Origin of the sequence: Mesopusillimonas faecipullorum (genome assembly GCF_020539505.1) — a bacterium.
Classification (GTDB): domain Bacteria; phylum Pseudomonadota; class Gammaproteobacteria; order Burkholderiales; family Burkholderiaceae_B; genus Mesopusillimonas; species Mesopusillimonas faecipullorum.
Map to the genome: position 1 here is coordinate 683,803 of NZ_JACDXW010000001.1, position 21,657 is coordinate 705,459.

The following is a 21,657-nucleotide window of genomic DNA, read 5'->3' on the forward strand; positions in this document are numbered from 1 at the left end:
GCATGAATTCGTCGTCCGCAGCCCGGCGCTCGCTCTGGCTCAAAACCCTGCATCAGTGGCACTGGATCAGCGCCGCCCTAAGTTTGGCGGGCATGGTGCTGTTCGCCATTACGGGCCTGACGCTTAACAACGCGTCTTGGGTAGAAGCCTCGCCGGCCATCGAGAATCGTCAGGCCCACCTGCCCGAGCCGCTGCTTGAGTCTTTGTCCCAAGCGCCTTCTGGCCGAAGTGCACAGGCACAATTACCCCTTGAAGTAAGGCAATGGCTGGAAAACGAATTGGACATCAGCATAGGTGGGCGCGACGCCGAGTTTTCCAGTGACGAAATTTACTTGCCGCTACCCCAGCCCGGTGCCGACGCCTGGCTCTCCATCGATCTTGCCAGCGGCGATATCGAATATGAGCGCAGCGACCGTGGCTGGGTGGCTTATTTCAACGACCTGCACAAAGGTCGCCACACGGGTACGGCCTGGAGCTGGTTCATAGACGTTTTTGCCATCGCCTGTCTGATCTTTGCGCTGACAGGCCTGACTTTATTGGCTTTTCATGCGCGCCAAAGGCAGAACACCTGGCCGCTTGCCAGTCTGGGCCTTATCGCCCCTCTTATTCTGATGATTCTGTTCATACACTGACCATGAAGAAGACCTTGCTACGCACTTCGCTCAGCTGCACCCTCGCCGGCCTGTTCTGCGCCCCCCTCGCTCAGGCGGAATCGGTTTCGGTAAAAGTCGGCGTCCCCCGACTGGAAGTGGCCGAATACCACCGCCCCTATGTCGCCATCTGGCTGGAAAACGCTGATCGCAGCGTGGTTCGCGACTTGGCCGTCTGGTACGACCACGCCATGCCCAAGGCAGAAGGCAAAAAATGGCTGAAAGACATGCGCCAATGGTGGCGGGTCAGCGGTCGCAACCAAGAAGAATTGGCAGAAGGCGTCACCGGCGCCACGCGCGCGCCGGGTAGTCACACCCTGACGATTGCCGCCGACGATGCGCGCCTGGCCAATTTGCCTGCCGGCAAGTACGAACTGGCTGTTGAAGCCTCCCGAGAAAAAGGCGGGCGTGAACTGATACGCCTGCCCCTGGAATGGCCGCCTGCCAAGGCAGCCACCGCAAAAGACACTGGCAAGACCGAACTGGGCGAGATCGAACTGATCGTTGCTCCCTGATTGCCCCTTTTTATCATTCAGAACCCCTCTTTCATAGACAGGAGCTCCAAAGATGAAGCGCTATCTCGTCCCTACCCTGCTGGCCGCCGGCCTCTTCGCGGGTGCCGCCCAAGCCCATGATCAGTGGATCGAGCCTTCGGCCACCGTGCTGTCCGGCGAAGAAGCCCGTGTCACCTTTGATGCCGCCGCCGGCAACGACAAGTTTCAGTACAACCACCGCCCACTCCCCTTGAACGCCCTGGTCATCACCGGCCCTGACGGCAAGCCTGTGGAAGCGCTTAACCAGCATAGTGGCGACCTGCGCAGCAGCTTCGACCTGCGTCTGAAGGCTGACGGCACCTACCGCGTGGCCCTAGTGCGTGACGGCGTATTCGCCCGCTGGAAAGAAAACGGCGAAAACAAACGCTGGATGGGCTCTGCCGCCGATTTGACCAAAAACGTGCCCGCAAAAGCCGATGATTTGAACGTCAGCGAAAGCGTCAGCCGTATCGAAACCTTCGTCACCAAGGGCAAGCCCACCAAGGTCGAAGCCACCGGTAAAGGCCTGGAACTGTTCGCCGACCCGCACCCCAACGACTTGTACGCCGGTGAAACCACCAACTTCACCTTGCTAATGGACGGCAAACCCGCCGCTGGTCTGGAAATCGAAGTCGCTGCCGACGGCATCCGTTACCGCGACGCTGCCGAAGAATTCACGACCAAGACCGACGAAAAAGGCCAGTTCTCTATCAAGTGGCCGCGCGCCGGCCTGTTCTGGGTGCATACCGACACCAGCGACGAGAAAACCACGGTGCCCGCAGCCAAGCGCCGCAATATTTCGTACATCGGCACCTTCGAAGTTCTGCCTCAGTAAGCTTCATAAGGCAGAGACTTGACCGGCCTATCGCTTTCCGGGCACAGCATGGGTACCACCTGGTCCGTCCAGGTGGCTGGCCCATGGCAAGACGCCCGCCTCGCCCAGGCCGGCCAGCCCTTGCCAGGACAGGCAAGCACCGAGCTGACGCAAGCACTGCAAGCCAAGCTGGACGACATCATCGACCAGATGAGCCACTGGGAAGCCGATAGCCTGATCAGCCGCATTAACAAAGCACCTACTGGCTGGTATCAGGTGCCCGAAGAGTTCTTCACCGTTGTTTCCTGTGCTCAGCAGGTCGCGCAAGCGACCCAGGGCGCTTATGACCCAACCGTAGGTGAGCTGGTGGCGCTTTGGGGGTTTGGCCCTCATGGCCAGCCAGGTCAGCTACCTTGCGACAGCCAACTTGAAGACGCCCGCCAGCGATCAGGTTGGCAGCAGCTGCACCTGAACGCCGAGCATCGTGGCGTCTGGCAGCCCGGCGGCATGAGCCTGGATTTTTCTTCCATTGCCAAAGGCTATGGGGTAGATGCCATGGCACTGGCCCTGGAAGATTACGGCCTTACTAACTATATGGTGGAGCTTGGCGGTGAGTTGCGCGCAAAGGGTCGTAACCCCAGTGGGCAACCCTGGCGCCTGCAGGTCGAGGCCCCCGGCGCCCATCATGAACAAGCAGGCCTGCCAATTGCCTTGGATGGCCTTTCCATTGCCACCTCTGGCGATTACCGCAGGTTCTTCATAGTAGAAGGTCAGCGTTATGCTCATACGCTAGACCCGCGTACCGGCAGGGCCTTGCAAAATAACTTAGCTTGCGTCAGCGTCGTGCACTCGCAGTGCATGATGGCCGACGCCTTGTCGACTGCCCTGCTCTGCATGGGGCTGGAGAACGGCATGGCCTACGCAAGCAAGCAGCACCTGGCAGCCTTATTCATGGTTCGCCACGGAGAGGACATCGCTGTGGAATGGACACCCTCCTTCCAGCGACTTGCCCATCCCGCTTGATTCCGCTCCGCCTACTTTTTTTGTATTTGCTCCATGAACACACCGCTGCTGACCACTGGGCTACTGATCGCCGCCTGGCTTGTTTTGGTTTGGTTTACCGTTTGGCGCCCCGCCCGTCTGCGGCACGAGCAACGCCGTGAGCGTGAAGCAGCTTTAACACCAGAGCGCATCGCCGTGATTTATGCCAGCCAGGGCGGCACCGCCACTGAGTTGGCCGAACGTACTGCCGCCTCGCTGGGAGCCAGAGCCCTTGTCATTCCCCTCAACGAGCTAGAGCCGGCTTCGCTGGCCCGCTTCGGCACGGCATTATTTGTGGTCAGCACTTATGGTGAGGGCGACCCTCCCGATATGGCGCAAGGTTTTTATCGCCAGGCGCTGCAATGGCAAACCACCGCTGGCTTGACCTCATTGCGTTTCGGCATGCTGGCTTTAGGGGACAGCAGCTATCAGCAATTCTGCGGCTTTGGTCGCCAGATGCAAGAATGGCTTAGCAGCCAGGGTGCCCAGCCCCTGTTCGAAACCGTACAGGTCGACCGGCTGGACGAAGCCGCACTACAACAGTGGCAAACCCATCTTAATCAGCACTTCCAGGCCCAGTCTTGGCAAGACATTCCGGCGACACCATGGCGCTTGGTGCAGCGTTCGCAACTTAATCCAGGCAGTCAAGGCGCGCCATGCTACGAGCTTCTGCTGGAATGCCAAGCGCCTGAGTCTGCCTCTTGGGAAGCCGGAGATATTGCCCAGATTGCCATAGGCGATAGCGGGCAACAGCGCGATTACTCGATTGCCTCTACCCCATCGGAAGGCCGCTTACGCTTGCTGGTACGCCAGCAGCAGCAAGCAGACGGCTCGCCAGGGCTGGGCAGCTACTGGCTGACGCAAAGCTTGGCCCTAGGCGGCGAGCTCCAGTTGCATCTACGCCGTAACGCCCAATTTCATCTCAGCACCGACGACAGGCCAGCCATTTTCATTGGCAACGGAACCGGCTTGGCCGGGCTGCGCGCCTTGATTCAGACCCGTCATGAGCGTGGTCAAAAAGCGAATTGGCTATTGTTCGGTGAACGCCAGCGCGCCTGCGACTTCTTCTGGCAAGACATCCTGACGCAATGGCTGGCGCAAGGAACACTGGAAAAGCTGGATTTGGCTTTCTCTCGCGATCAAGCCGAAAAGCGCTACGTGCATCACGCCTTGCGCGAAGCCACTGCGCAGCTAAAAGACTGGGTCGCCCGCGGCGCAGTGCTTTACGTATGCGGCAGCCGCGAAGGCATGGCCCAAGATGTTGACCAAGCGCTCAGAGACATTCTGGGCGCACATGGCTACGAAGATTTGCTCAAGCGCGGCGGCTACCGACGCGACGTGTATTAACACCCACGCCTGCCCCTTAGGCGCGAATAATGGCCCTTAGCGTTTCGATCAACCGAGTGGAATGCTCGGGGTCGAGTTTTTCCAGCAAACGCTGTTGATGCACCAAGGCGCGATCGCACAGGCTGCTGATTAAACGAGTGCCTTTGGGCGTAATCTGCACGACAGTCTGACGCCTATCGGTACGGGCGGTGGTCAAGGTGACCAAGCCCTCTTGCTCTAGCCGGGGCAGCACTTTGCTTAGGGTAGGCTGTTTGGTAACGGCCAAGCGCGCCACCTCGCCCACGATTTCGCCTTCCCCCTCGATCAAACTACCCAAAACGCGCCACTCGGTAACGGTAAGCCCCGCCTTGCGCACTTCTTTGTGGAATTCGTCGGACACACGATGGCTGGCCATCGCCAGCAATGAGGCGAGGTAACGGTGTACGAATCGGGGCTGCGCTTCTTCGATCTGCATGAAAAATCCCAGGCAAAAAACGGGCATCGCGCCGTCCAAATACGCGGCGCATCTAGATGATAAGCCAAAGGGCAGATGCGCTTGGGGCACCTGGGGCAAATACCCATAAACAGACCGGGTAATGGTTTGCACGGATATCCAAGCTCTGGCCCTGGCAATAGAATTTCGATAATATATGAATTTTCATATTTTACCGGCAGCCTTCTCATTCGGGTTCGGCAGCGCTTCTTTTTCCCCTCCGGGGCGTACACTGGCTATATCGCCCACAGCCCTTCAGGATCCACCATGGCAGAACGTTCCTTTAAGAAAGAAGTCCAGCAGTTACGCATCGGCGCAGGAGAAGAATTCCGCGGCGAAGGTATCCTGGCAGTCACCAAGGCCCTCCTGCAGTCCGGCGTCGGTTACGTCGGCGGCTATCAGGGCTCGCCTATTTCCCACCTTATGGACGTCTTGGCCGACGCCCAAGAAATCCTCGAAGAGCTGGGCGTACATTTCGAAGCCAGCGCCTCTGAAGCCACTGCTGCCGCCACCTTATCGGCATCGGTCATGTACCCCATTCGCGGTGCCGTCACCTGGAAATCCACGGTGGGCACCAACGTGGCGTCCGACGCCCTTTCCAACCTTGCCTCGGGCGGCGTCACCGGGGGTGCCTTGGTCATTGTGGGCGAAGACTACGGCGAAGGTTCGTCCATCATGCAAGAGCGTACCCATGCCTTTGCCATGAAATCGCAAATGTGGATGCTGGACCCTCGCCCCAACCTGGAAAGCATGACCCAGGCCGTCGAAAACGGTTTCCAGCTTTCTGAAGCCAGCAACACGCCTGTATTTCTGCAAATGCGCATCCGTGGCTGTCACGTACACGGGCGTTTCATCGCCAAAGACAACAAACGCCCCGAGTTCACGCTGGCCCAGGCCCTAGAGAACCCCAAACGCGACCTCAGCCGTATCGTTCTGCCGCCCGCCGCCTACGTGCACGAGCACGAGAAGGTCAAGCAACGCTGGCCCGCCGCAGTCAAGTTCATCACCGAAAAGAAACTCAACGAGTTCTTCGAGGGCGACCTGCAAGAATTGGGCATCATTTTGCAAGGCGGCATCTACAACAACGTCATCCGTGCCTTGCAGCTGCTGGGTCTGGCCGATAACTTCGGCAACAGCCGCATCCCGCTGTACGTCATGAACGTGACCTATCCAGTGATCGACACCGAGGTGGTAGGTTTCTGCGAAGGCAAGAAAGCCGTGTTGATGCTGGAAGAAGGCCAGCCCAACTACATCGAACAAAACATCCATACCATTTTGCGTCAAGCCGGTGTCACCACCGTTCTTGAAGGCAAAGGTATGCTGCCCTTGGCCGGCGAATACTCTACCGTCGTGGCGCGCGACGGCCTGCAGGCTTTCCTCGAAAAGCACAGCCCCGAAGCGCTGCCACACATCGCTGATGCCACTCCTGTAGACGCCACTGCCGCCATGCACGTCGAACAGGTTTCCCGCCCGAAACCTGCACCGGCTGTCGTCGAAAAGCCCATCATGATTCAGCGCCATGCCGCCGATATGGCCAAAGTCGTGCCGCCCAGGCCCGCCGGTTTCTGTACCGGCTGTCCCGAGCGCCCCATCTTTGCCGCGCTGTCGCTGGTTCAGCAAGACATGGGCGACCACCATATTTCGTGCGACATCGGCTGCCACCTGTTCTCGATTCTGCCGCCGTTCAACCTGGGTGCCACCACCATGGGCTATGGCCTGGGCGGCGCCAGTGCTGCCGCCTTCAACGTCGAAGCCGGCAAGCGTCCTATCGCCATGATGGGCGACGGTGGTTTCTGGCATAACGGCCTGACCTCGGGCGTCGGTAACGCAGTCTTCAATAAGTACGACGGCGTCATCCTCATCATCGACAACTACTACGCCGCTGCTACCGGTGGCCAAGACGTACTGTCTTCGCGTGCCGAGAACCTGTTCCGTTCTACTAAACACCCTATCGAGAAGGCCGTACGCGGTGTGGGGGCAAAATGGGTACGCACCCTGGACCGCACCTACGACGTCGCCAAAATGAAGGCCACGCTGGAAGAGGCCCTGACCACCAAGGAAAAAGGCCCCAAGATCATCATCGCTCAGTCAGAGTGCATGCTGAACAAGCAGCGTCGTATCAAGCCGCAGTTCAACAAAGCCGTAAAAGCCGGCAAGCGCGTCGTGAAAGAACGTTTTGGTGTTGACGCTGACGTCTGCACCGGTGATCACGCCTGTATCCGTCTCTCTGGTTGCCCCTCTTTGTCCGTGCGCGACAGCGGCGATCCGCTCAAGGTAGACCCCGTGGCCTACATCGACAACACCTGCGTGGGCTGCGGTAACTGCGGCGAAGTTTCGCACGCAGCTGTGCTGTGCCCTTCGTTCTATCGTGCCGACGTCATTCATAACCCCACCCAGTGGGATCAGTTCAAGGCACGCGTGCGCAAGCGCGTTATCGACTTCCTTCAAGCCCGCCGCACCCGCCGCCTGAAGCAATACGCATTCTAAGAGACGTCACAATGAGCGAACGTACCCAATTACATCCTGGCACCCCCATCAAGATCGCCATTCTCGCCATGGGCGGCCAAGGCGGCGGCGTTCTGGCCGACTGGCTGGTCGATATGGCCGAGCACGCCCACTGGTGGGCCCAAACCACATCCGTACCGGGCGTGGCGCAGCGCACCGGCGCCACTATTTATTACGTCGAACTTCTTCCCGAATCCGACGTAGCCGCCGCAGGTCGCCAGCCCGCACTGGCTTTGATGCCTACCCCCGGCGACGTAGACTTGGTGGTCTCTGCCGAGCTGATGGAAGCCGGCCGCGCCATGCAGCGCGAACTGGTTTCGCCTGAGCGCACCGTGTTCATTACCTCGTCGCACCGCAGCTACGCCGTGGGCGAAAAATCGGCTCCCGGCAACGGCATCAGCGACCCCAACAAAGTCATTGAAGCCGGTCGCGAATGCGCCAAGCGCTTTATGTGCTTCGACCTGCAAGCTTTGGCCGACAAAGCCGGCAGCGTGATCAGCGCCAGTTTGTTCGGCGCCATCGCCGGTAGCGGCGCGCTGCCTTTCACGCGCGAAGACTTCGAAGAAACCATACGCCGTGGCGGTCTGGGTGTAGAAAACAGCCTGAAAGCTTTCGCCAACGGCTTTGAAGCGGCTCACAACGCTCCCGAACAGGCTGAGTTGCTCGACCTGACCCGCCCCATGCCTGAAGTCCCGACATCGGCCAAGCATGCCAGCATCAACAAACTGCTGGACAGCATACGCCAGGACTTCCCCGAAGTTGCTCAGCCCATGCTGGTTGCCGGCTTGCGTCGCACCATAGATTTTCAGGACGTCGCCTATGGACGCCAATACCTGGCAACCCTGAAAGAGTTGAACCAACTTGAAGCCCAGCACGGCGGCGCCGACAAACAGTGGTCGCTCACTGTAGCGGCAGCCCGTTATGTCGCGGTGGCCATGGCTTATGACGACGTCATCCGCGTGGCCGACCTCAAAACCCGCGGCGAACGTTTTGCCCGCGTGCAAAAAGAAATCGGCGTCAAAGAAGGCCAGTTGATCTACACCACCGAATACATGCATCCCCAGCTCGACGAGGTCTGTGGCACCATGCCCGCACCCCTGGGCAAATGGATATTGAACTCGGCCGGCATGCGCCGCGTGATCGAACCGTTCTGCCGCAAAGGCCGCTTCATGCAAACCGGCACGCTGTCGGGCTTTTTGCTGCTGTACAGCTTGTCGGGCATGCGTCGCTTTCGTCGCAGCACGCTGCGCCATCAGATAGAACGCAAAAGCCTGGACGCCTGGCTGGATCTCGTCCGCAAGACCCTGCCCATAGACCACGACCTGGCGGTGGAAATCGTTGAGTGCCGCCGACTCGTCAAGGGCTACAGCGACACGCACGTCAGGGGTTCCAGCAAATACCTGAAACTCCTGGATGCGGCGCAACACCTTTCCGGCAAACCCGAAGCCGCACAAAAGCTCAGGCAATTACGCGACGCCGCCCTGGCCGACGCCGAGGGCAAGCAGTTAGACGCCATGCTGCAACAAGACAGGCTGGCTCTGGCCTGAAGTCTCTAGGTCGCCGTGCTCGCACGGCGGCCTAGACAGGCGCAGAACCGCCACTATCCAGACCACGGAGGAAGCCAATGAGCTACCGAGACAACCCCCAAGCCATCGCAGACCTGGTGCGCGCTACAGAAGTCCATCGCGACCTCTTCATCAACGAAGAAGTGTTCCAACTGGAGATGGAGCATCTTTTCGCCAACACCTGGGTTTATGTGGGCCATGCGAGCCAAGTACCCAACACCGGAGACTTCTTCACCACCACGGTGGGCGATCAACCGGTGCTCATGATTCGTCAGGCCGACGGCGAGGTCAAAGTACTTCATAACCGTTGCCCGCATAAAGGGGTCATGGTGGTGCACGGCGCCAGCGGCAATGCCGGACGCTTTTTGCGCTGCCCTTACCACGCCTGGAACTTCAAACTAGACGGTTCTTTGCTGGCCTTGCCACTTAAACGCGGCTACGACCCCGAACGCTTCGCTGCAGACGAAGCCAGCCACGGCATGGCGCCGGTCGAAAACGTCAAGAACTATCGTGACTTCGTTTTCGTTCGCCTGAATCCACAAGGGGTCAGCTTCGAAGAGTTTTTCGGCGAGTCGCTTTCTACCCTGGACAACATGGTGGACCGCTCGCCCGAAGGCAAGCTTGAAGTCACAGGCGGCGTGTTGCGCTACATGCACAACTGCAACTGGAAAATGCTGGTCGACAACCAGTCCGATACCTGCCACCCCATGATCGCGCACGAATCCTCGGCCGGCACAGCAGTCAAGGTTTGGGAAGAAGCCCCCCCCGGCACCCCAAAACCCATGGCCGTCGAACAATTCGCGCCCTTTATATCGGCCTACGAATTCTTCGAAGGCATGGGCATACGCGTGTGGGAAAACGGCCACGGTCACACAGGCGTCAGCAACTCCATTCACGCGGCGTATTCCGACGTACCCGGCTACTGGGAACAAATGGTGCAGGCTTACGGCGAAGAGCGTGCCAAAGAGATTCTGGGCGACGTGCGTCACAACACCACGTACTTCCCCCACATTATGGTCAAAGGCCCCATACAAACGCTGCGTATCTTCAAACCGCTGGCCGCCAACAAGACGCTGGTTGAATCCTGGACTTTCCGCCTGGTGGGCGCCCCAGACCGCTTGCTTGAACGCACCCTTATGTACAACCGCCTTATCAACGCCCCGACTTCCGTCGTCGGCCATGACGACTGCGAAATGTATGAACGTGCCCAACAAGGCCTGATGTCGCGTGGTCGCGAGTGGGTCAACGTGGCGCGCCTGTACGAACCTGGCGAGGAAGAGCGCAAGAACGAAATCACCAATGGCACCAACGAGTGGCAGATGCGCAACCAGTACCGCGCCTGGAGCCGCTATCTGACTGCCAGCATGACCACCCCCCAAAAGCAGGACAAGGAGTTCGCATGAGCCACTTCACCGATCAGCAACTGGTGGATTTCGTCTATGCCGAGGCACGCCTGCTTGACGAGCAACGCTTTGAACAATGGCTGGAATTGTTTTGCGATGATGGCTATTATTGGATGCCTTTGTCCCACGACCAAACCGACCCCATTTTGCAAGGCTCGCTCATGTACGAAGACAAGCTTCTGCTTCGCGTGCGCGTAGAGCGCTTGGCGGGTCAGCGCACTTTTTCGCAGCAGCCCCGCAGCCGCAGCCATCATTTGCTGGCTCAACCTCAGATCGAGGTCGACCACCCTTGGCATCAGCCGCAAAATGGGCAGTATGTCGTACGCGCCGCCTTTCATTACGCCGAAGCGCGCGAAGACGAGCAGAATCTGTACGCGGGCTGGGCAACCTTGCAGTTGCAAGCGCTCGACGGTACGCTACGCATCAAACAAAAACGCGTCGATCTTCTTAACTGCGATGCTGCCCATCGCAATATCCAGTTGTTCATGTAAGGAACCCGTATGACACCGCAAACGGTCTACCAGCGCTTTTCCCAAACGGCCACCAAGTGGCCGAATAACCCTTTTATGTGCGTCTTGCCCGAAACTGCCGAGCTTTACGGCATCAAGGCGGGTGAACTGGTTTACGGCGATGCCTTACAGCGCATCCAGAGGCTGGTAGAGCAATACCGTCAGGCGGGCTATGGCCACGGCCATCGCGTCGGTTTGTTGCTGGAAAACCGTCCTGCATTCTTCTTGCATTGGTTTGCATTGAACGCACTGGGCGTCTCGGTCGTCCCTATCAACGCCGATTTGCGTGCCGCTGAACTGGAATACCTGATCGGCCACTCCGAGATGTTGCTTGCCATTGCGCTGCCCGAGCGTCACACCATGTTGCTGGAAGCTGCCAAGGTGGTAGACAGCCCCTTGGCCGTCATGGCCGATGGCGACACGCCGCCCGCGCCCGCACGCCCGGCTCCCCTGGCTGACCGGCAACCCGACACCCATACCGAATGCGCTTTGTTGTATACCTCGGGCACCACGGGCCGCCCCAAGGGCTGCATCTTGCCCAACGAATACTTCCTGTACTGCGGCATTTGGTACGCTACGCGTGGCGGCTACATCAAGCTGCAAGAAGGCGTAGAGCGCATGCTTACGCCCCTACCGTTGGTACACATGAACGCCATGGCCTGCTCCACCATGGGCATGGTCCAAACTGGCGGCTGCCTGATAGTGCTCGACCGCTTCCACCCCCGCAGCTGGTGGGACTCGGTGCGTGACTCACGTGCTACCGTGGTGCATTACCTGGGCGTCATGCCCGCTATTCTGATGAAGGCCGATGCCAGCCCCGACGACACCCGCCATCAGGTGCGTTTCGGCTTTGGCGCCGGCATAGACCGCACCTTGCACGAGACCTTCGAAGCACGTTTTGGTTTCCCGCTGCTCGAAGGTTGGGCCATGACGGAAACCGGCTCCGGCGGGGTCATTCAGGCTTACGAAGAGCCTCGTTTCGTGGGCACAGCCTGCTTTGGCAAAGAACCGCCCGAAGTCGAAGTGCGTATTGTTGATGATGCCGATAACGAGGTCGCGCCCGGCCAAGAAGGTGAACTGCTGGTACGACGCAAAGGCGATGAACCTCGGTTTGGCTTTTTTGCCGGCTATCTTAAAGACCCAGTTGCAACCGATGAAGCCTGGGCAGGCGGCTGGTTCCACACCGGTGACGTCGTACGCCGCAACGAACAAGGCTATCTGCAATTCATTGATCGCAAGAAGAACGTCATTCGTCGCAGTGGCGAGAACATCGCCGCCGTCGAAGTCGAAGCCGTATTGTTGCAACACCCTGCCATCAAGGCGGCGGCTGCCGCTGCGGCGCCAGACGATGTGCGCGGAGACGAAGTCTTGGCTGTCATCGTGTGCGCACAGCCACCCTCGCCACAAGACATGCAAGCGCTGGCACAAGACATCGTGCAGCACGGCCTGCAACGCCTGGCCTATTACAAGGTGCCCGGCTATGTGGTGTTCGTCGATTCCCTGCCCCTGACTGCCACCAACAAAATACAGCGCGGCGAGCTCAAGAAACTGGTGCCCCAGCTGCTGGCAAGCGAGCACTGCTTCGACACCCGCTCCATGAAAAAACGCCAGGATATCCCTGTATGAGAGCCGACTATTCGGGTGTAGCGGTGGCCGTTCCGGTCACCGTGCCGTATGTTCGCTACTCCATACACAGCGCGCATTGGTGGTTGGGCCGTGCCCTGGCCATGCTTATCCAACAAGCCGGCATAGACAAACATGACGTCGACGGCTTGTGCATTTCCAGCTTCACGCTGGCGCCCGATACGGCGGTCGGCCTGACACAACATCTGGACGTGCACCCACGCTGGCTGGACCATATCCCCATGGGTGGCGCCAGCGCCGTCATCGCCATGCGCCGCGCCGCCCGTGCGGTACAAGCGGGCGACGCCAGTATCGTGGCCTGCATAGGCGGCGATACCAACCATGTTGACTCGTTCCGCCATACCGTCAGCCAGTTTTCGCGCTTCGCCCAAGACGGCACCTACCCTTACGGGGCCGGCGGCCCAAATGCCAGCTTTGCCTTGTTGACGCGCCACTACATGAACCAAACCGGTGCAACGCGTGAAGACTTTGGCAAATTGTGCGTCGCCCAACGCGACAATGCGCTGCGCAACCCCAATGCGCTGATGAAAAAACCGCTTTCCTTGCAACAGTACATGGATGCGCGCGTCATCACCGACCCCATCCATCTATTCGACTGCGTCATGCCTTGCGCAGGCGCAGACGCCTTCCTCGTCATGAGCGAAGCTCGCGCCCGCGAACTGGGCTTGCCCTGGGCGCGCGTGCTTTCCACCATCGAACGTCACAACGCCTGGAGCGAAGACCCCATACAAGTACGAGGGGGTTGGACCATGGATCTGGACGGCTTCTATGGCCAAGCCGGAGTCGAGCCCAAAGACGTCGATTTCATGCAGGCTTACGATGACTACCCCGTCATCAATATGCTGCAGCTTGAAGACTTGGGCCTGTGCGCCAAGGGCGAAGGCCCTTCTTTCGTGCGGGAGAACACCTTCACCGTAGACGGCACCCTACCTTTCAATACCAATGGCGGCCAATTGTCGGTCGGCCAGGCTGGTGCAGCGGGCGGCCATCAAGGTTTGGTAGAAGCCTTGCGCCAACTCACCGACACCGCCGAACGCACCCAGGTGGCCGATGCCAATATCGGTCTGGTCAGTGGCTTCGGCATAATCAACTACGACCGTGGCTTGTGCACGGCAGCTACCCTATTGGCCCGGAGCGACGCATGACCGAACCTCTCGCCCGCCCCAAGCGCAAGAATCCTGTTGCGCGCACTACCCGGCCCACCTTACCGCCCGGCGCACGCAGCCATAAGGCTTTAGGCCTGACGGCTGCTGCAGCCGAAGGCGAGTTCCGCCTGCAGACTTGTCAGTCGTGCCAGGCCGTTCAGTACCCCCCCCGCGAGGTCTGCCGCAACTGCCTATCCGAGAAGCTGCTGTGGCAGCGCGTTAACCCGCAGGGCAAGTTGTTGGCCACCACTACCTTGCGCCATAGCAACGACCTGTATTTCCGCGAGCGCCTGCCTTGGCGCGTCGGCACGGTGCACATGGACGCCGGCCCCAGCGTGGTGGCTCATCTGCACGAAGACTGTGCTGAAGGAGACCGGGTCAAGCTCACCCTGAAACTGGATCGCAGTGGTCAGGCCGTGCTGATCGCTCTTCCCTCCCAACCGACGCCGAATATGCAAGACGACCAGACACTCAGATCCACCTCTTGCGATCCCAAGTTTCGACGCGTGCTGGTCACCAACGGCAAAACCGCCGTGGGCATGGCCATGACACGCGCGCTGCTCAAGGCGGGCGCCAGCATGGTTTTCGTGGGCGACCCCGACGTGTGGCGCAAGCAGGCGGATTTCGACAAACTGTGCGAAGACGAGCGCGTGTCGGCGCATCCGCTGGACGTCACGGATACCGACTCGGTGCAACGCTTGTCCCGCTCCATAGGCGGCAAAGTCGACATACTGATCAATACCACCGACTTACAACGTGAAGGCGGCGTGTTGTACAACCGCGACCTCATCAAAGCCATGGACGCCTTGCAAACGCATTGTCTGGGCCTGATGCGCCTGGCCCAGCATTTTGGGCCGGGCATGGCGGGCCGCACTGCCGACGGCGTCAACAGCGCGGTGGCCTGGGTCAACCTGCTGTCTATTTACGCGCATATGAACTTTCCGCAGCAAGGCCTCTGGTCGGCTGCTCAAGCCGCCACGCTGTCTACCAGCCAATGCCTGCGCAGCGAGTTTTTGGCTTCGGGCATACGCGTGGTTCATGTATTCAGCGGCCCCATCGAACAAGAGTGGGAACAGCTCACGCCCCCACCCCGTGTAACACCCTCAAACCTGGCGGGGGCCGTCGTAGCCGCCTTGCAAGCCGGCACCGAAGATGTTTACGTGGGCGACGTTGCCAAAGAGTTCATGGAACGTTTGCGCGACAACCCCAAAGGTCTTGAACGTACCCTGGGCCAATAAGGCTAGGCCGGAGAACACATGAGCACATCCACGCAAATCCTCGGGCAGTTCATGGGCGAGCTGCTGACAGGCCGCATTCGCATCGTCGACCTGACCGAAACCCTGACTCCCGAGTTTCCCACCATTGTTTTGCCCCCCGAGTTTGGGCAAGCCTGGCCTTTTCGTATAGAGGAAATCTCGCGCTACGACGAACGCGGCCCGGCTTGGTACTGGAACAATTTTTCGTGTTCCGAGCACACCGGCACGCACTTTGACGCCCCCATACATTGGGTCAGCGGCAAAGACCAGCCTAACAATACGGTAGATACCATTCCTGTCGAGGCCTTCATTGCACAGGCCTGCGTTATCGACTGCTCAGCCGAGTCGCGTGACAACCCCGATTTCTTGCTGACTATTCCTTTTGTGCAAGCTTGGGAAGCCAAGCATGGCCGCATTCCGCCACGCTCGTGGGTATTGATGCGCACCGATTGGTCCAAGCGTGAAAAACCCACTGACTACCTCAATATGGAAGACGACGGCGCTCATTCGCCCGGCCCTGATTCCGAAGTGGTGCCCTGGCTGATCAAAGAGCGAGATGTGCATGGTTTCGGGACCGAATCGGTAGGTACAGACGCCGGCCAAGCCCAGCATCTAGACCCACCCTACCCCTGCCATTACTACATGCACGGCAATAACCGCTATGGCTTGCAATGCCTGACCAATCTTGACCAGTTGCCTGCCCAGGGCGCACTGATTTTTTCCGCGCCATTGAAAATACGCAGTGGCTCGGGCAGCCCCCTGCGTGTGCTGGCGCTGACCCCTTCCCAACCCTGACCGGAGCCGTCGAAGATGTCTCAGATTACCCCCGCCTCTTGCACCGCCATCGTTACCGGCGGCAGCGCCGGCATCGGCCTGTCCATCGCTGAGCACCTGCTGGACGCTGGTTATCAGGTCATCAACATGGCACGTCGCGCCCCCGAACTGAAGCACGAGCGCCTGCACAATATTCAGGTGGACTTACTGGACGCCAAAGCCACCGAGCAAGCCGCTGCCGAAGCCGCCAAACGCTTCGAGATTACCCACGTCATTCATAACGCCGGCGTGATCTGGCCCAAGCTATTGCCCGAAGTCACCCAGGCCGACCTTCAAGGCCTGACGCAACTGCATTTGGGCGCAGCCATTACCCTGGTGCAAGCGGCCTTGCCCACCATGCAAGCCAAGCAATTCGGCCGTATTGTGTTGATGTCTTCGCGAGGCGCACTGGGCTTGCCTACCCGCACCGCTTATGCCGCCACCAAGGCCGGCATGCTGGGCATGGCCCGAACCTGGGCGCTGGAATTGGCGGCCCAAGGCATTACCTCCAACGTCGTTTCGCCTGGCCCTATTCAAACCGATATGTTCTACGACGTGGTCGAAGCCGGCAGCGAACGCGAGCGCAATATCGCCAAGGGCATTCCTGTACAGCGCCTGGGTCGTGCCGACGACGTGGCCCGTGCCGTCATGTTTTTTGCCGACCCCGACAATGGCTTCGTTACCGGCCAGAATCTGTTCGTGTGCGGTGGCGCCAGCGTGGGTTCTATCACCATCTAGGCATGCTGGCTTACCCTTGTATACAGCTGGAAACATAAGCTTTAAGCTTATAAGGTATTGCTGACGCAACCCTTATTCTCCCACCCATCGGAGCAAAAAATGTCCTTGAAAAAACTTTCGCTTGCTGTGGCCTTGCTGGCCGCTATGGGTTCCGCCCCCTCCTTTGCACAGGTCAAAGTAGGGGTAGTGACGTCCTCCACTGGCCCTACCGCCCTTATCGGCATTTCCCAGCGTAACACTGTGCCGCTGTTGCCCGCCAAAGCCGGCGACCTCGACATCCAATACATTGCGCTCGACGACGCCAGCGACCTCAGCCAGTCTGTCACCACCTTCAAGAAACTGATTACCGAAGAAAAAGTCGACGCGCTGATCGGCCCGTCGGGTTCGCCCAACGCCATGGGCGTCATTCAATTTGCGGCCGAATCCGGTACGCCCATGTTGGCGCCGGTGGGTACGGCTTCCGTGGTCTTGCCCATGGATGACAACAAAAAATGGGTGTTCAAAACCACGCAAAACACCGACATTATCGCCAGCGCTCTGGTCGACGACATGGTGGCCAATGGCGTTAAAACCGCCGGTTTCATCGGCATGAACGACGCTTTCGGCGAAGACTGGCTCAAGGTCTTCGGCGATCTGGCCAAAGCCAAGGGTATCGACCTCGTCATCGTCGAGCGTTATGCGCGCAACGACAACTCCGTTACCGGCCAGGCACTCAAGGTGTTCGCCGCCAAACCCGACGCCGTTCTGGTTGCCGGTACGGGCGCCGCCGCCGTGCTGCCGCAATCCACGCTGGTCAAGCAAGGCTACAAGGGCAGGGTTTACCAAACACACGGCGCCGCGCTGCCCGCCTTCCTGAAACTGGGTGGTAAAGAAGTCGAAAACACCATTACCGCCGCCAGCTTGATGCTGGTGCTAGACCAAGTAGACGACAGCCATCCTTCCAAGAAGGTTGCCGCCGACTACATCCAGCGCTACGAGAAAATGCACGGCGAGAAGCCCGCCACCTTCGGCGCCAACGTCTACGACGCCGGCCTGCTGCTTGAACAAGCCATCCCCCTGGCTGCCAAATCGGGCCACAAGCCTGGTACGCCCGAGTTCCGCGCCGCCCTGCGCGACGCGCTCGAGCAAACCAAGGAACTCGTCGCAACTCAAGGCGTGTACAACATGACGCCCGAAGATCACAGCGGTTTCGACGAGCGCGGTCGTGAGCTGATCACAGTTAAAGACGGTGAGTGGGCACTGGTTAAGTAAGCGCCCAAGCTAGGGTTCTTCGAGCCCTAGCACAAGAAAACCCCTCGCTGCGCCTTCGGCTTGCTGTCCCCCAAGGGGACGCTTTTTGACTTGGGAGCGGCCCGGCGACAAAAAAAACCTGTGCAAGGCCCCGAAGAGCACATGCACAGGAAGCCAGAGCCGTCGCTGGTGCCTGCCAGAACACCAGCGGCCAGGATCAGAAGCGGTAGCCTACCGCCACGGTTGCCACCCAAGGATTAATCTTGGTTTTGCCGATTTTTGAACCGTTCAACTTCACATCGGATTCGATGTTGATATAGCGCACGTCAGCGCTCACGAGCCAGTTTTTATTCAACGGCACATCAACACCCACCTGCGCCGCCAATCCCCAGGAATCACTCAGCTTCAAGTCTTGCCCGGCCAGCGCCCCTTGCGTCTTGGTGCTGAAGAAGCGCGTGTAATTCACACCCACACCCACGTAAGGCTGAACTTTGGCATCGGGCAGAAAATGCCATTGCACGCTAAGGGTAGGCGGCAGTTGCTTGGTTTTACCGATGCGTCCCAGGTTGCTGTCGATATTGTGTTGAAACGGGAAGGCCCCCAACAGCTCTATGCCTACGTTCTTGGTGGCCATATAGGTCAGGGAAAAGCTGGGGCGCGTGCTGCTGCCGACATCCAGGTTGACGGTACCGTTAGCCACCGTGCCATTGTTGGATTTTGGCTTTACATGCGTGACGCCCACTTTGAGCAGCACATCGCCAGCCTCGTGGGCTTGCGCCAATGGCGCGGCGAAAAGACCGACGCCCAGTACGGCGGCGGCAAGGGGTTTGACGGCACAGATACGCATGAATGACTCCTGAATGAAACCTTGTTGCTCACTACGTATTCAGGATGCCCCTACTTTGCAAATGGTTTTTTGACTTTAAGCAAAAACTTCGCGCTTAGCGTGCAATAGCAACTAACGCACTGGTATGCCGCAGCCCAGATGCAACACCCTTAACCCACTGCTGCGCTTGCTGTTCAGTCCCACACCAATTTTGGAGACTTTGTGAAGTTTGGGCGCATTAGATTGCCGTGGATCGGGACGACATGAAATACTTGGGCTTGCCCGCCAGCCTTCAGCTATTGCGGCCTCGCTTTGCCGTTCCCCCATTTTCGGGCCAGCATTTTCATGGAATCACCCCGCTTCGGCGTTACCTCCAAGCTATTTCTTGCCATTCTGGCTACCTGCATCATCGTGACCATCGCGATGGGCATGGCGGTACGTTTCAGCTTTGAACGAGGCTTTCGGCACTATACGGACGAACGCGAAACTCGCCGAGCCGAAGCCATCACCGCTATTTTGGCCGACTACTATCGCGAGGCCGGAGACTGGGATGAGCTACGTCACCAGACCAGACGTTGGTGGCGCTTGCTGCGCTCCATCCCTGACACCGGCGCTCACCAGGGCGAGCGCCCGCCCAACCCCATGCCTGTCGTGCCGCCTTCTTATGCCTTGCTGGACGCCCGTGGCAACACGATTGTCAACGCGGGGCCCGGCCCGGGCTCAGTTCCGCGCGGCAGCCAACGCCACGCCATAGAAGTAGACGGTAGCGTCGTCGGATGGCTGGCCGTCCCCCCCCGGCCATCGGCTATTTCAGTCATAGACGAGCGCTTTGCTGCTCAGCAACTCAAGGCCACCTGGCTGATCAGCGCCCTCTCCGTTGTGATTGCCGCCATCGTCAGCGTACTGCTGGCCCGTAGCCTTATCGCGCCGCTGCGCCGTCTGGGGCGCGCCACACACCGATTGGCTGGCGGCGACTACGCCACCCGAGTCGCCGCTAATTCACGCGACGAGCTGGGCCAACTGGCACGCGACTTCAATCACTTGGCGCTCACGCTTGAAAGCAACGAGCGCATGCGACGCGATATGGTGGCCGACATCTCCCACGAGTTGCGCACGCCCCTGGCCATACTTCAGGGCGAACTTGAAGCCATGCAAGACGGCGTACGCGCCTTGACCCCCGCGTCACTCTCTTCTTTGCAAACCGAAGTGGCCACCTTAAAGAAGCTCATAGACGACCTTTACGAGCTATCGCTGGCCGATGTAGGCGCCATGCACTATCGCATGACCAGCGTCGATGCCGGCACGCTGCTTGAAGCCGTGTGCGCCAGCTACCGCGAACGCATGGCGGCTGGCGGCCTGACTCTGCACACCCAGATCAGTCCGCACACGCCGCCTATACACGGCGATCCGCAGCGCCTTACCCAGCTATTCAACAACTTGCTGGAAAACTCGCTGCGCTATACCGACCCGCAAGGACAAACCTGGGTGCGCCTGCACGTACAAGGTAACGAGCTCGAAATCGTGGTGGAAGACTCTGCCCCCGGCGTACCGAACGAGTTGTTGCCGCGACTGTTCGAGCGCATGTTCCGCGTCGACCCTTCTCGCAGTCGTGAAAGCGGCGGCTCGGGCTTGGGCCTGGCTTTGGCCGCACGCATAGTCGAAGCTCATGGCGGAAACATCCAGGCCCTGGCTTCGCCCTTGGGTGGCGTGCGCATACTCATGCACTTTCCTCTTCTGGCCGCCTGAAACCCGCCTTTGCTTTTCCCGGAGCCCCCATGTCCAAAATCTGCATCGTCGAGGACGAGCCCAAAATCGCTGCCTTGCTTAACGATTATCTGCACGCTTCCGGCTATGAAAGCCTGGTCATCCATGACGGCGCCGCCGCGGTTTCCGCCATTCACGACTATCAGCCCGACCTGGTCTTGCTCGACATCATGTTGCCCGGCAAAGATGGCCTCGAAATCTGTCGCGAGCTGCGTCAGAAAAGCCGGCTCCCCATCATCATGCTTACCGCACGCATCGAAGAAATAGACCGCCTACTAGGCTTGGAGCTGGGTGCCGATGACTATATTTGCAAGCCCTTCAGTCCAAGAGAGGTCATTGCCCGCGTCAAGGCCGTTCTGCGTCGAGTACAACCCGAACAGGCCGACGCCACTGAAGAAGATACGCTGAAGATAGACCCAGAGGCCCATCGCGCCTGGCTGGATGACCATGAGCTTGACCTTACGCCGGTGGAGTTTCGCCTGTTGCGCACACTGGCTGCCGCACCCGGACGTATTTTCTCGCGCGACCAGCTGCTGGACCATCTTTACGATGACCACCGTGTAGTCACCGACCGTACGGTAGATAGTCACATCAAGAATCTGCGTCGCAAGCTTGAGGCGGTGCGCGAAGGCGAAACCATACGCTCCATCTACGGTGTGGGTTATCGCCTGGACCTATAAGCCATAACGCCATCTTCATAATTTCTACGCAATTGCGCCGCATTCACTGCAATTTCCAAGCGTAATCTGCATGTATCGGCCCAAACAATAAAGGCCGTGATCCTCAAATCTACTGGAGTCCGATCATGAAAAAATCACACCAACACCTGGCCCGCCTTGCAATGATCATCGCCGCGACCGGCGCCATCAGCGCCCCCGCCTTCGCTCAACCCGAAGGTCCTCAACAAGGTCGCCCCGGCGCTCATGGCCAACACAAGCACGATGGCCAGCGCATGGGCCATCGTGGGCAAGGTGCCGGCATAGAGCGTATGCGCGGCCTCGACCTCAGCTCGGCTCAACGCGACAAAATCTTTGAAATCCGGCACGCAGCCGCCCCTGAGCAGCGCCAAGCCATGAAAGACGTTTTCGAGGCCCGCCAAGCGCTGCGTGAACTGAGCCGCGCCGAAAAATTCGACGAAGGCAAGGCCAAGGCTGCCGCTGAGCGCGAAGGCGCTGCCATCGCCAAAGCTACGCTGCTGCGCGCCAAAACAGAAAACCAGATTCACGCCGTCTTGACCCCTGAACAACGTCAAAAACTGCAAGAGCGTCGCGCACCCAAGCCAGCCCCCGCCGATGCCCAGCCCGCCAAAAAAGGCTCCTAAAGCCTTATGGCCTTGAAACGCCGGCCCAAAGCCGGGCGTGAATCTGCCAAAATGCCGCCTGCCGCGCGCTTCCTCGCGCAA

20 protein-coding genes are annotated in these 21,657 nt (G+C 59.3%); 18 read left to right on the forward strand and 2 right to left on the reverse strand.

What is annotated here, in order from left to right; all coding sequences use genetic code 11:
* Positions 1–2 precede the first annotated feature (2 nt).
* The 5 genes from H0484_RS03170 to H0484_RS03190 are packed head-to-tail and all read left to right on the forward strand — an operon-like array spanning position 3 to position 4,385.
* Complete coding sequence (locus tag H0484_RS03170; RefSeq protein WP_226952976.1) at positions 3–632, forward strand: PepSY-associated TM helix domain-containing protein; 630 nt, start codon at positions 3–5, stop codon at positions 630–632.
* Between the two features lie 2 nt (positions 633–634).
* Positions 635–1,165: a DUF2271 domain-containing protein gene (locus tag H0484_RS03175; RefSeq protein WP_226952977.1), complete on the forward strand. Its 531-nt coding sequence runs from the start codon at positions 635–637 to the stop codon at positions 1,163–1,165.
* A 52-nt stretch (positions 1,166–1,217) separates the two neighbouring features.
* Complete coding sequence (locus H0484_RS03180) at positions 1,218–2,018, forward strand: DUF4198 domain-containing protein (protein ID WP_226952978.1); 801 nt, start codon at positions 1,218–1,220, stop codon at positions 2,016–2,018.
* Positions 2,019–2,066: 48 nt separating this feature from the next.
* Positions 2,067–3,020 (forward strand): FAD:protein FMN transferase, encoded by a 954-nt coding sequence (locus tag H0484_RS03185; RefSeq protein ID WP_226952979.1) that lies wholly within the window; start codon positions 2,067–2,069, stop codon positions 3,018–3,020.
* Positions 3,021–3,053: 33 nt separating this feature from the next.
* Positions 3,054–4,385 carry a sulfite reductase subunit alpha gene (locus H0484_RS03190; protein WP_226952980.1) on the forward strand — a complete coding sequence of 444 codons (1,332 nt, stop codon included), beginning with the start codon at positions 3,054–3,056 and terminating at the stop codon, positions 4,383–4,385.
* Between the two features lie 16 nt (positions 4,386–4,401).
* Here the strand turns inward: H0484_RS03190 and H0484_RS03195 are convergent, their stop codons facing one another.
* A complete protein-coding gene (locus H0484_RS03195; protein ID WP_226952981.1) occupies positions 4,402–4,839 on the reverse strand; it encodes a MarR family winged helix-turn-helix transcriptional regulator in 438 nt (145 codons plus the stop codon).
* A 285-nt stretch (positions 4,840–5,124) separates the two neighbouring features.
* On the opposite strand from H0484_RS03195, the gene H0484_RS03200 reads away from it, so the two are divergent.
* The 10 genes from H0484_RS03200 (at position 5,125) to H0484_RS03245 (ending at position 17,686) form a co-directional block, all read left to right on the forward strand.
* A complete protein-coding gene (locus H0484_RS03200) occupies positions 5,125–7,344 on the forward strand; it encodes an indolepyruvate ferredoxin oxidoreductase subunit alpha (RefSeq protein ID WP_226952982.1) in 2,220 nt (739 codons plus the stop codon).
* Between the two features lie 11 nt (positions 7,345–7,355).
* The gene (locus H0484_RS03205) at positions 7,356–8,909 is read left to right on the forward strand and encodes an indolepyruvate oxidoreductase subunit beta family protein (protein ID WP_226952983.1); all 1,554 of its coding nucleotides are present in this window, start codon (positions 7,356–7,358) and stop codon (positions 8,907–8,909) included.
* A gap of 77 nt (positions 8,910–8,986) precedes the next feature.
* Positions 8,987–10,330, forward strand: a complete 1,344-nt coding sequence (locus H0484_RS03210) for an aromatic ring-hydroxylating dioxygenase subunit alpha (RefSeq protein WP_226952984.1) — start codon at positions 8,987–8,989, stop codon at positions 10,328–10,330.
* Positions 10,327–10,821 carry an aromatic-ring-hydroxylating dioxygenase subunit beta gene (locus H0484_RS03215; protein WP_226952985.1) on the forward strand — a complete coding sequence of 165 codons (495 nt, stop codon included), beginning with the start codon at positions 10,327–10,329 and terminating at the stop codon, positions 10,819–10,821. Before H0484_RS03210 ends, H0484_RS03215 begins: the two co-directional genes overlap by 4 nt.
* 9 nt (positions 10,822–10,830) lie before the next feature.
* Entirely contained in the window at positions 10,831–12,465 is a 1,635-nt protein-coding gene (locus H0484_RS03220; protein WP_226952986.1) for an AMP-binding protein, read from the forward strand.
* The gene (locus tag H0484_RS03225) at positions 12,462–13,628 is read left to right on the forward strand and encodes a thiolase family protein (protein WP_226952987.1); all 1,167 of its coding nucleotides are present in this window, start codon (positions 12,462–12,464) and stop codon (positions 13,626–13,628) included. The genes H0484_RS03220 and H0484_RS03225 overlap by 4 nt, the downstream gene beginning before the upstream one ends.
* Positions 13,625–14,866, forward strand: a complete 1,242-nt coding sequence (locus H0484_RS03230; RefSeq protein WP_226952988.1) for an SDR family NAD(P)-dependent oxidoreductase — start codon at positions 13,625–13,627, stop codon at positions 14,864–14,866. The genes H0484_RS03225 and H0484_RS03230 overlap by 4 nt, the downstream gene beginning before the upstream one ends.
* 18 nt (positions 14,867–14,884) lie before the next feature.
* Positions 14,885–15,679, forward strand: coding sequence for a cyclase family protein (locus tag H0484_RS03235; protein WP_226952989.1), 795 nt, complete (start codon positions 14,885–14,887; stop codon positions 15,677–15,679).
* A 15-nt stretch (positions 15,680–15,694) separates the two neighbouring features.
* The gene (locus H0484_RS03240) at positions 15,695–16,435 is read left to right on the forward strand and encodes an SDR family NAD(P)-dependent oxidoreductase (RefSeq protein WP_226952990.1); all 741 of its coding nucleotides are present in this window, start codon (positions 15,695–15,697) and stop codon (positions 16,433–16,435) included.
* A 99-nt stretch (positions 16,436–16,534) separates the two neighbouring features.
* On the forward strand, positions 16,535–17,686 hold the full coding sequence (locus H0484_RS03245) for an ABC transporter substrate-binding protein (protein ID WP_226952991.1): 1,152 nt from the start codon (positions 16,535–16,537) through the stop codon (positions 17,684–17,686).
* A 196-nt stretch (positions 17,687–17,882) separates the two neighbouring features.
* Here H0484_RS03245 and H0484_RS03250 read toward each other — a convergent pair whose 3' ends face one another.
* Positions 17,883–18,512, reverse strand: a complete 630-nt coding sequence (locus H0484_RS03250) for an OmpW/AlkL family protein (RefSeq protein ID WP_226952992.1) — start codon at positions 18,510–18,512, stop codon at positions 17,883–17,885.
* A gap of 324 nt (positions 18,513–18,836) precedes the next feature.
* Between H0484_RS03250 and H0484_RS03255 the strand changes: the two genes are divergently transcribed.
* From H0484_RS03255 to H0484_RS03265, 3 genes are all read left to right on the forward strand, one after another.
* Positions 18,837–20,237, forward strand: coding sequence for an ATP-binding protein (locus tag H0484_RS03255; RefSeq protein WP_226952993.1), 1,401 nt, complete (start codon positions 18,837–18,839; stop codon positions 20,235–20,237).
* A 29-nt stretch (positions 20,238–20,266) separates the two neighbouring features.
* Entirely contained in the window at positions 20,267–20,935 is a 669-nt protein-coding gene (locus H0484_RS03260; RefSeq protein WP_226952994.1) for a response regulator, read from the forward strand.
* A gap of 125 nt (positions 20,936–21,060) precedes the next feature.
* On the forward strand, positions 21,061–21,576 hold the full coding sequence (locus tag H0484_RS03265) for a Spy/CpxP family protein refolding chaperone (RefSeq protein ID WP_226952995.1): 516 nt from the start codon (positions 21,061–21,063) through the stop codon (positions 21,574–21,576).
* The last annotated feature ends 81 nt before the right edge of the window (positions 21,577–21,657 follow it).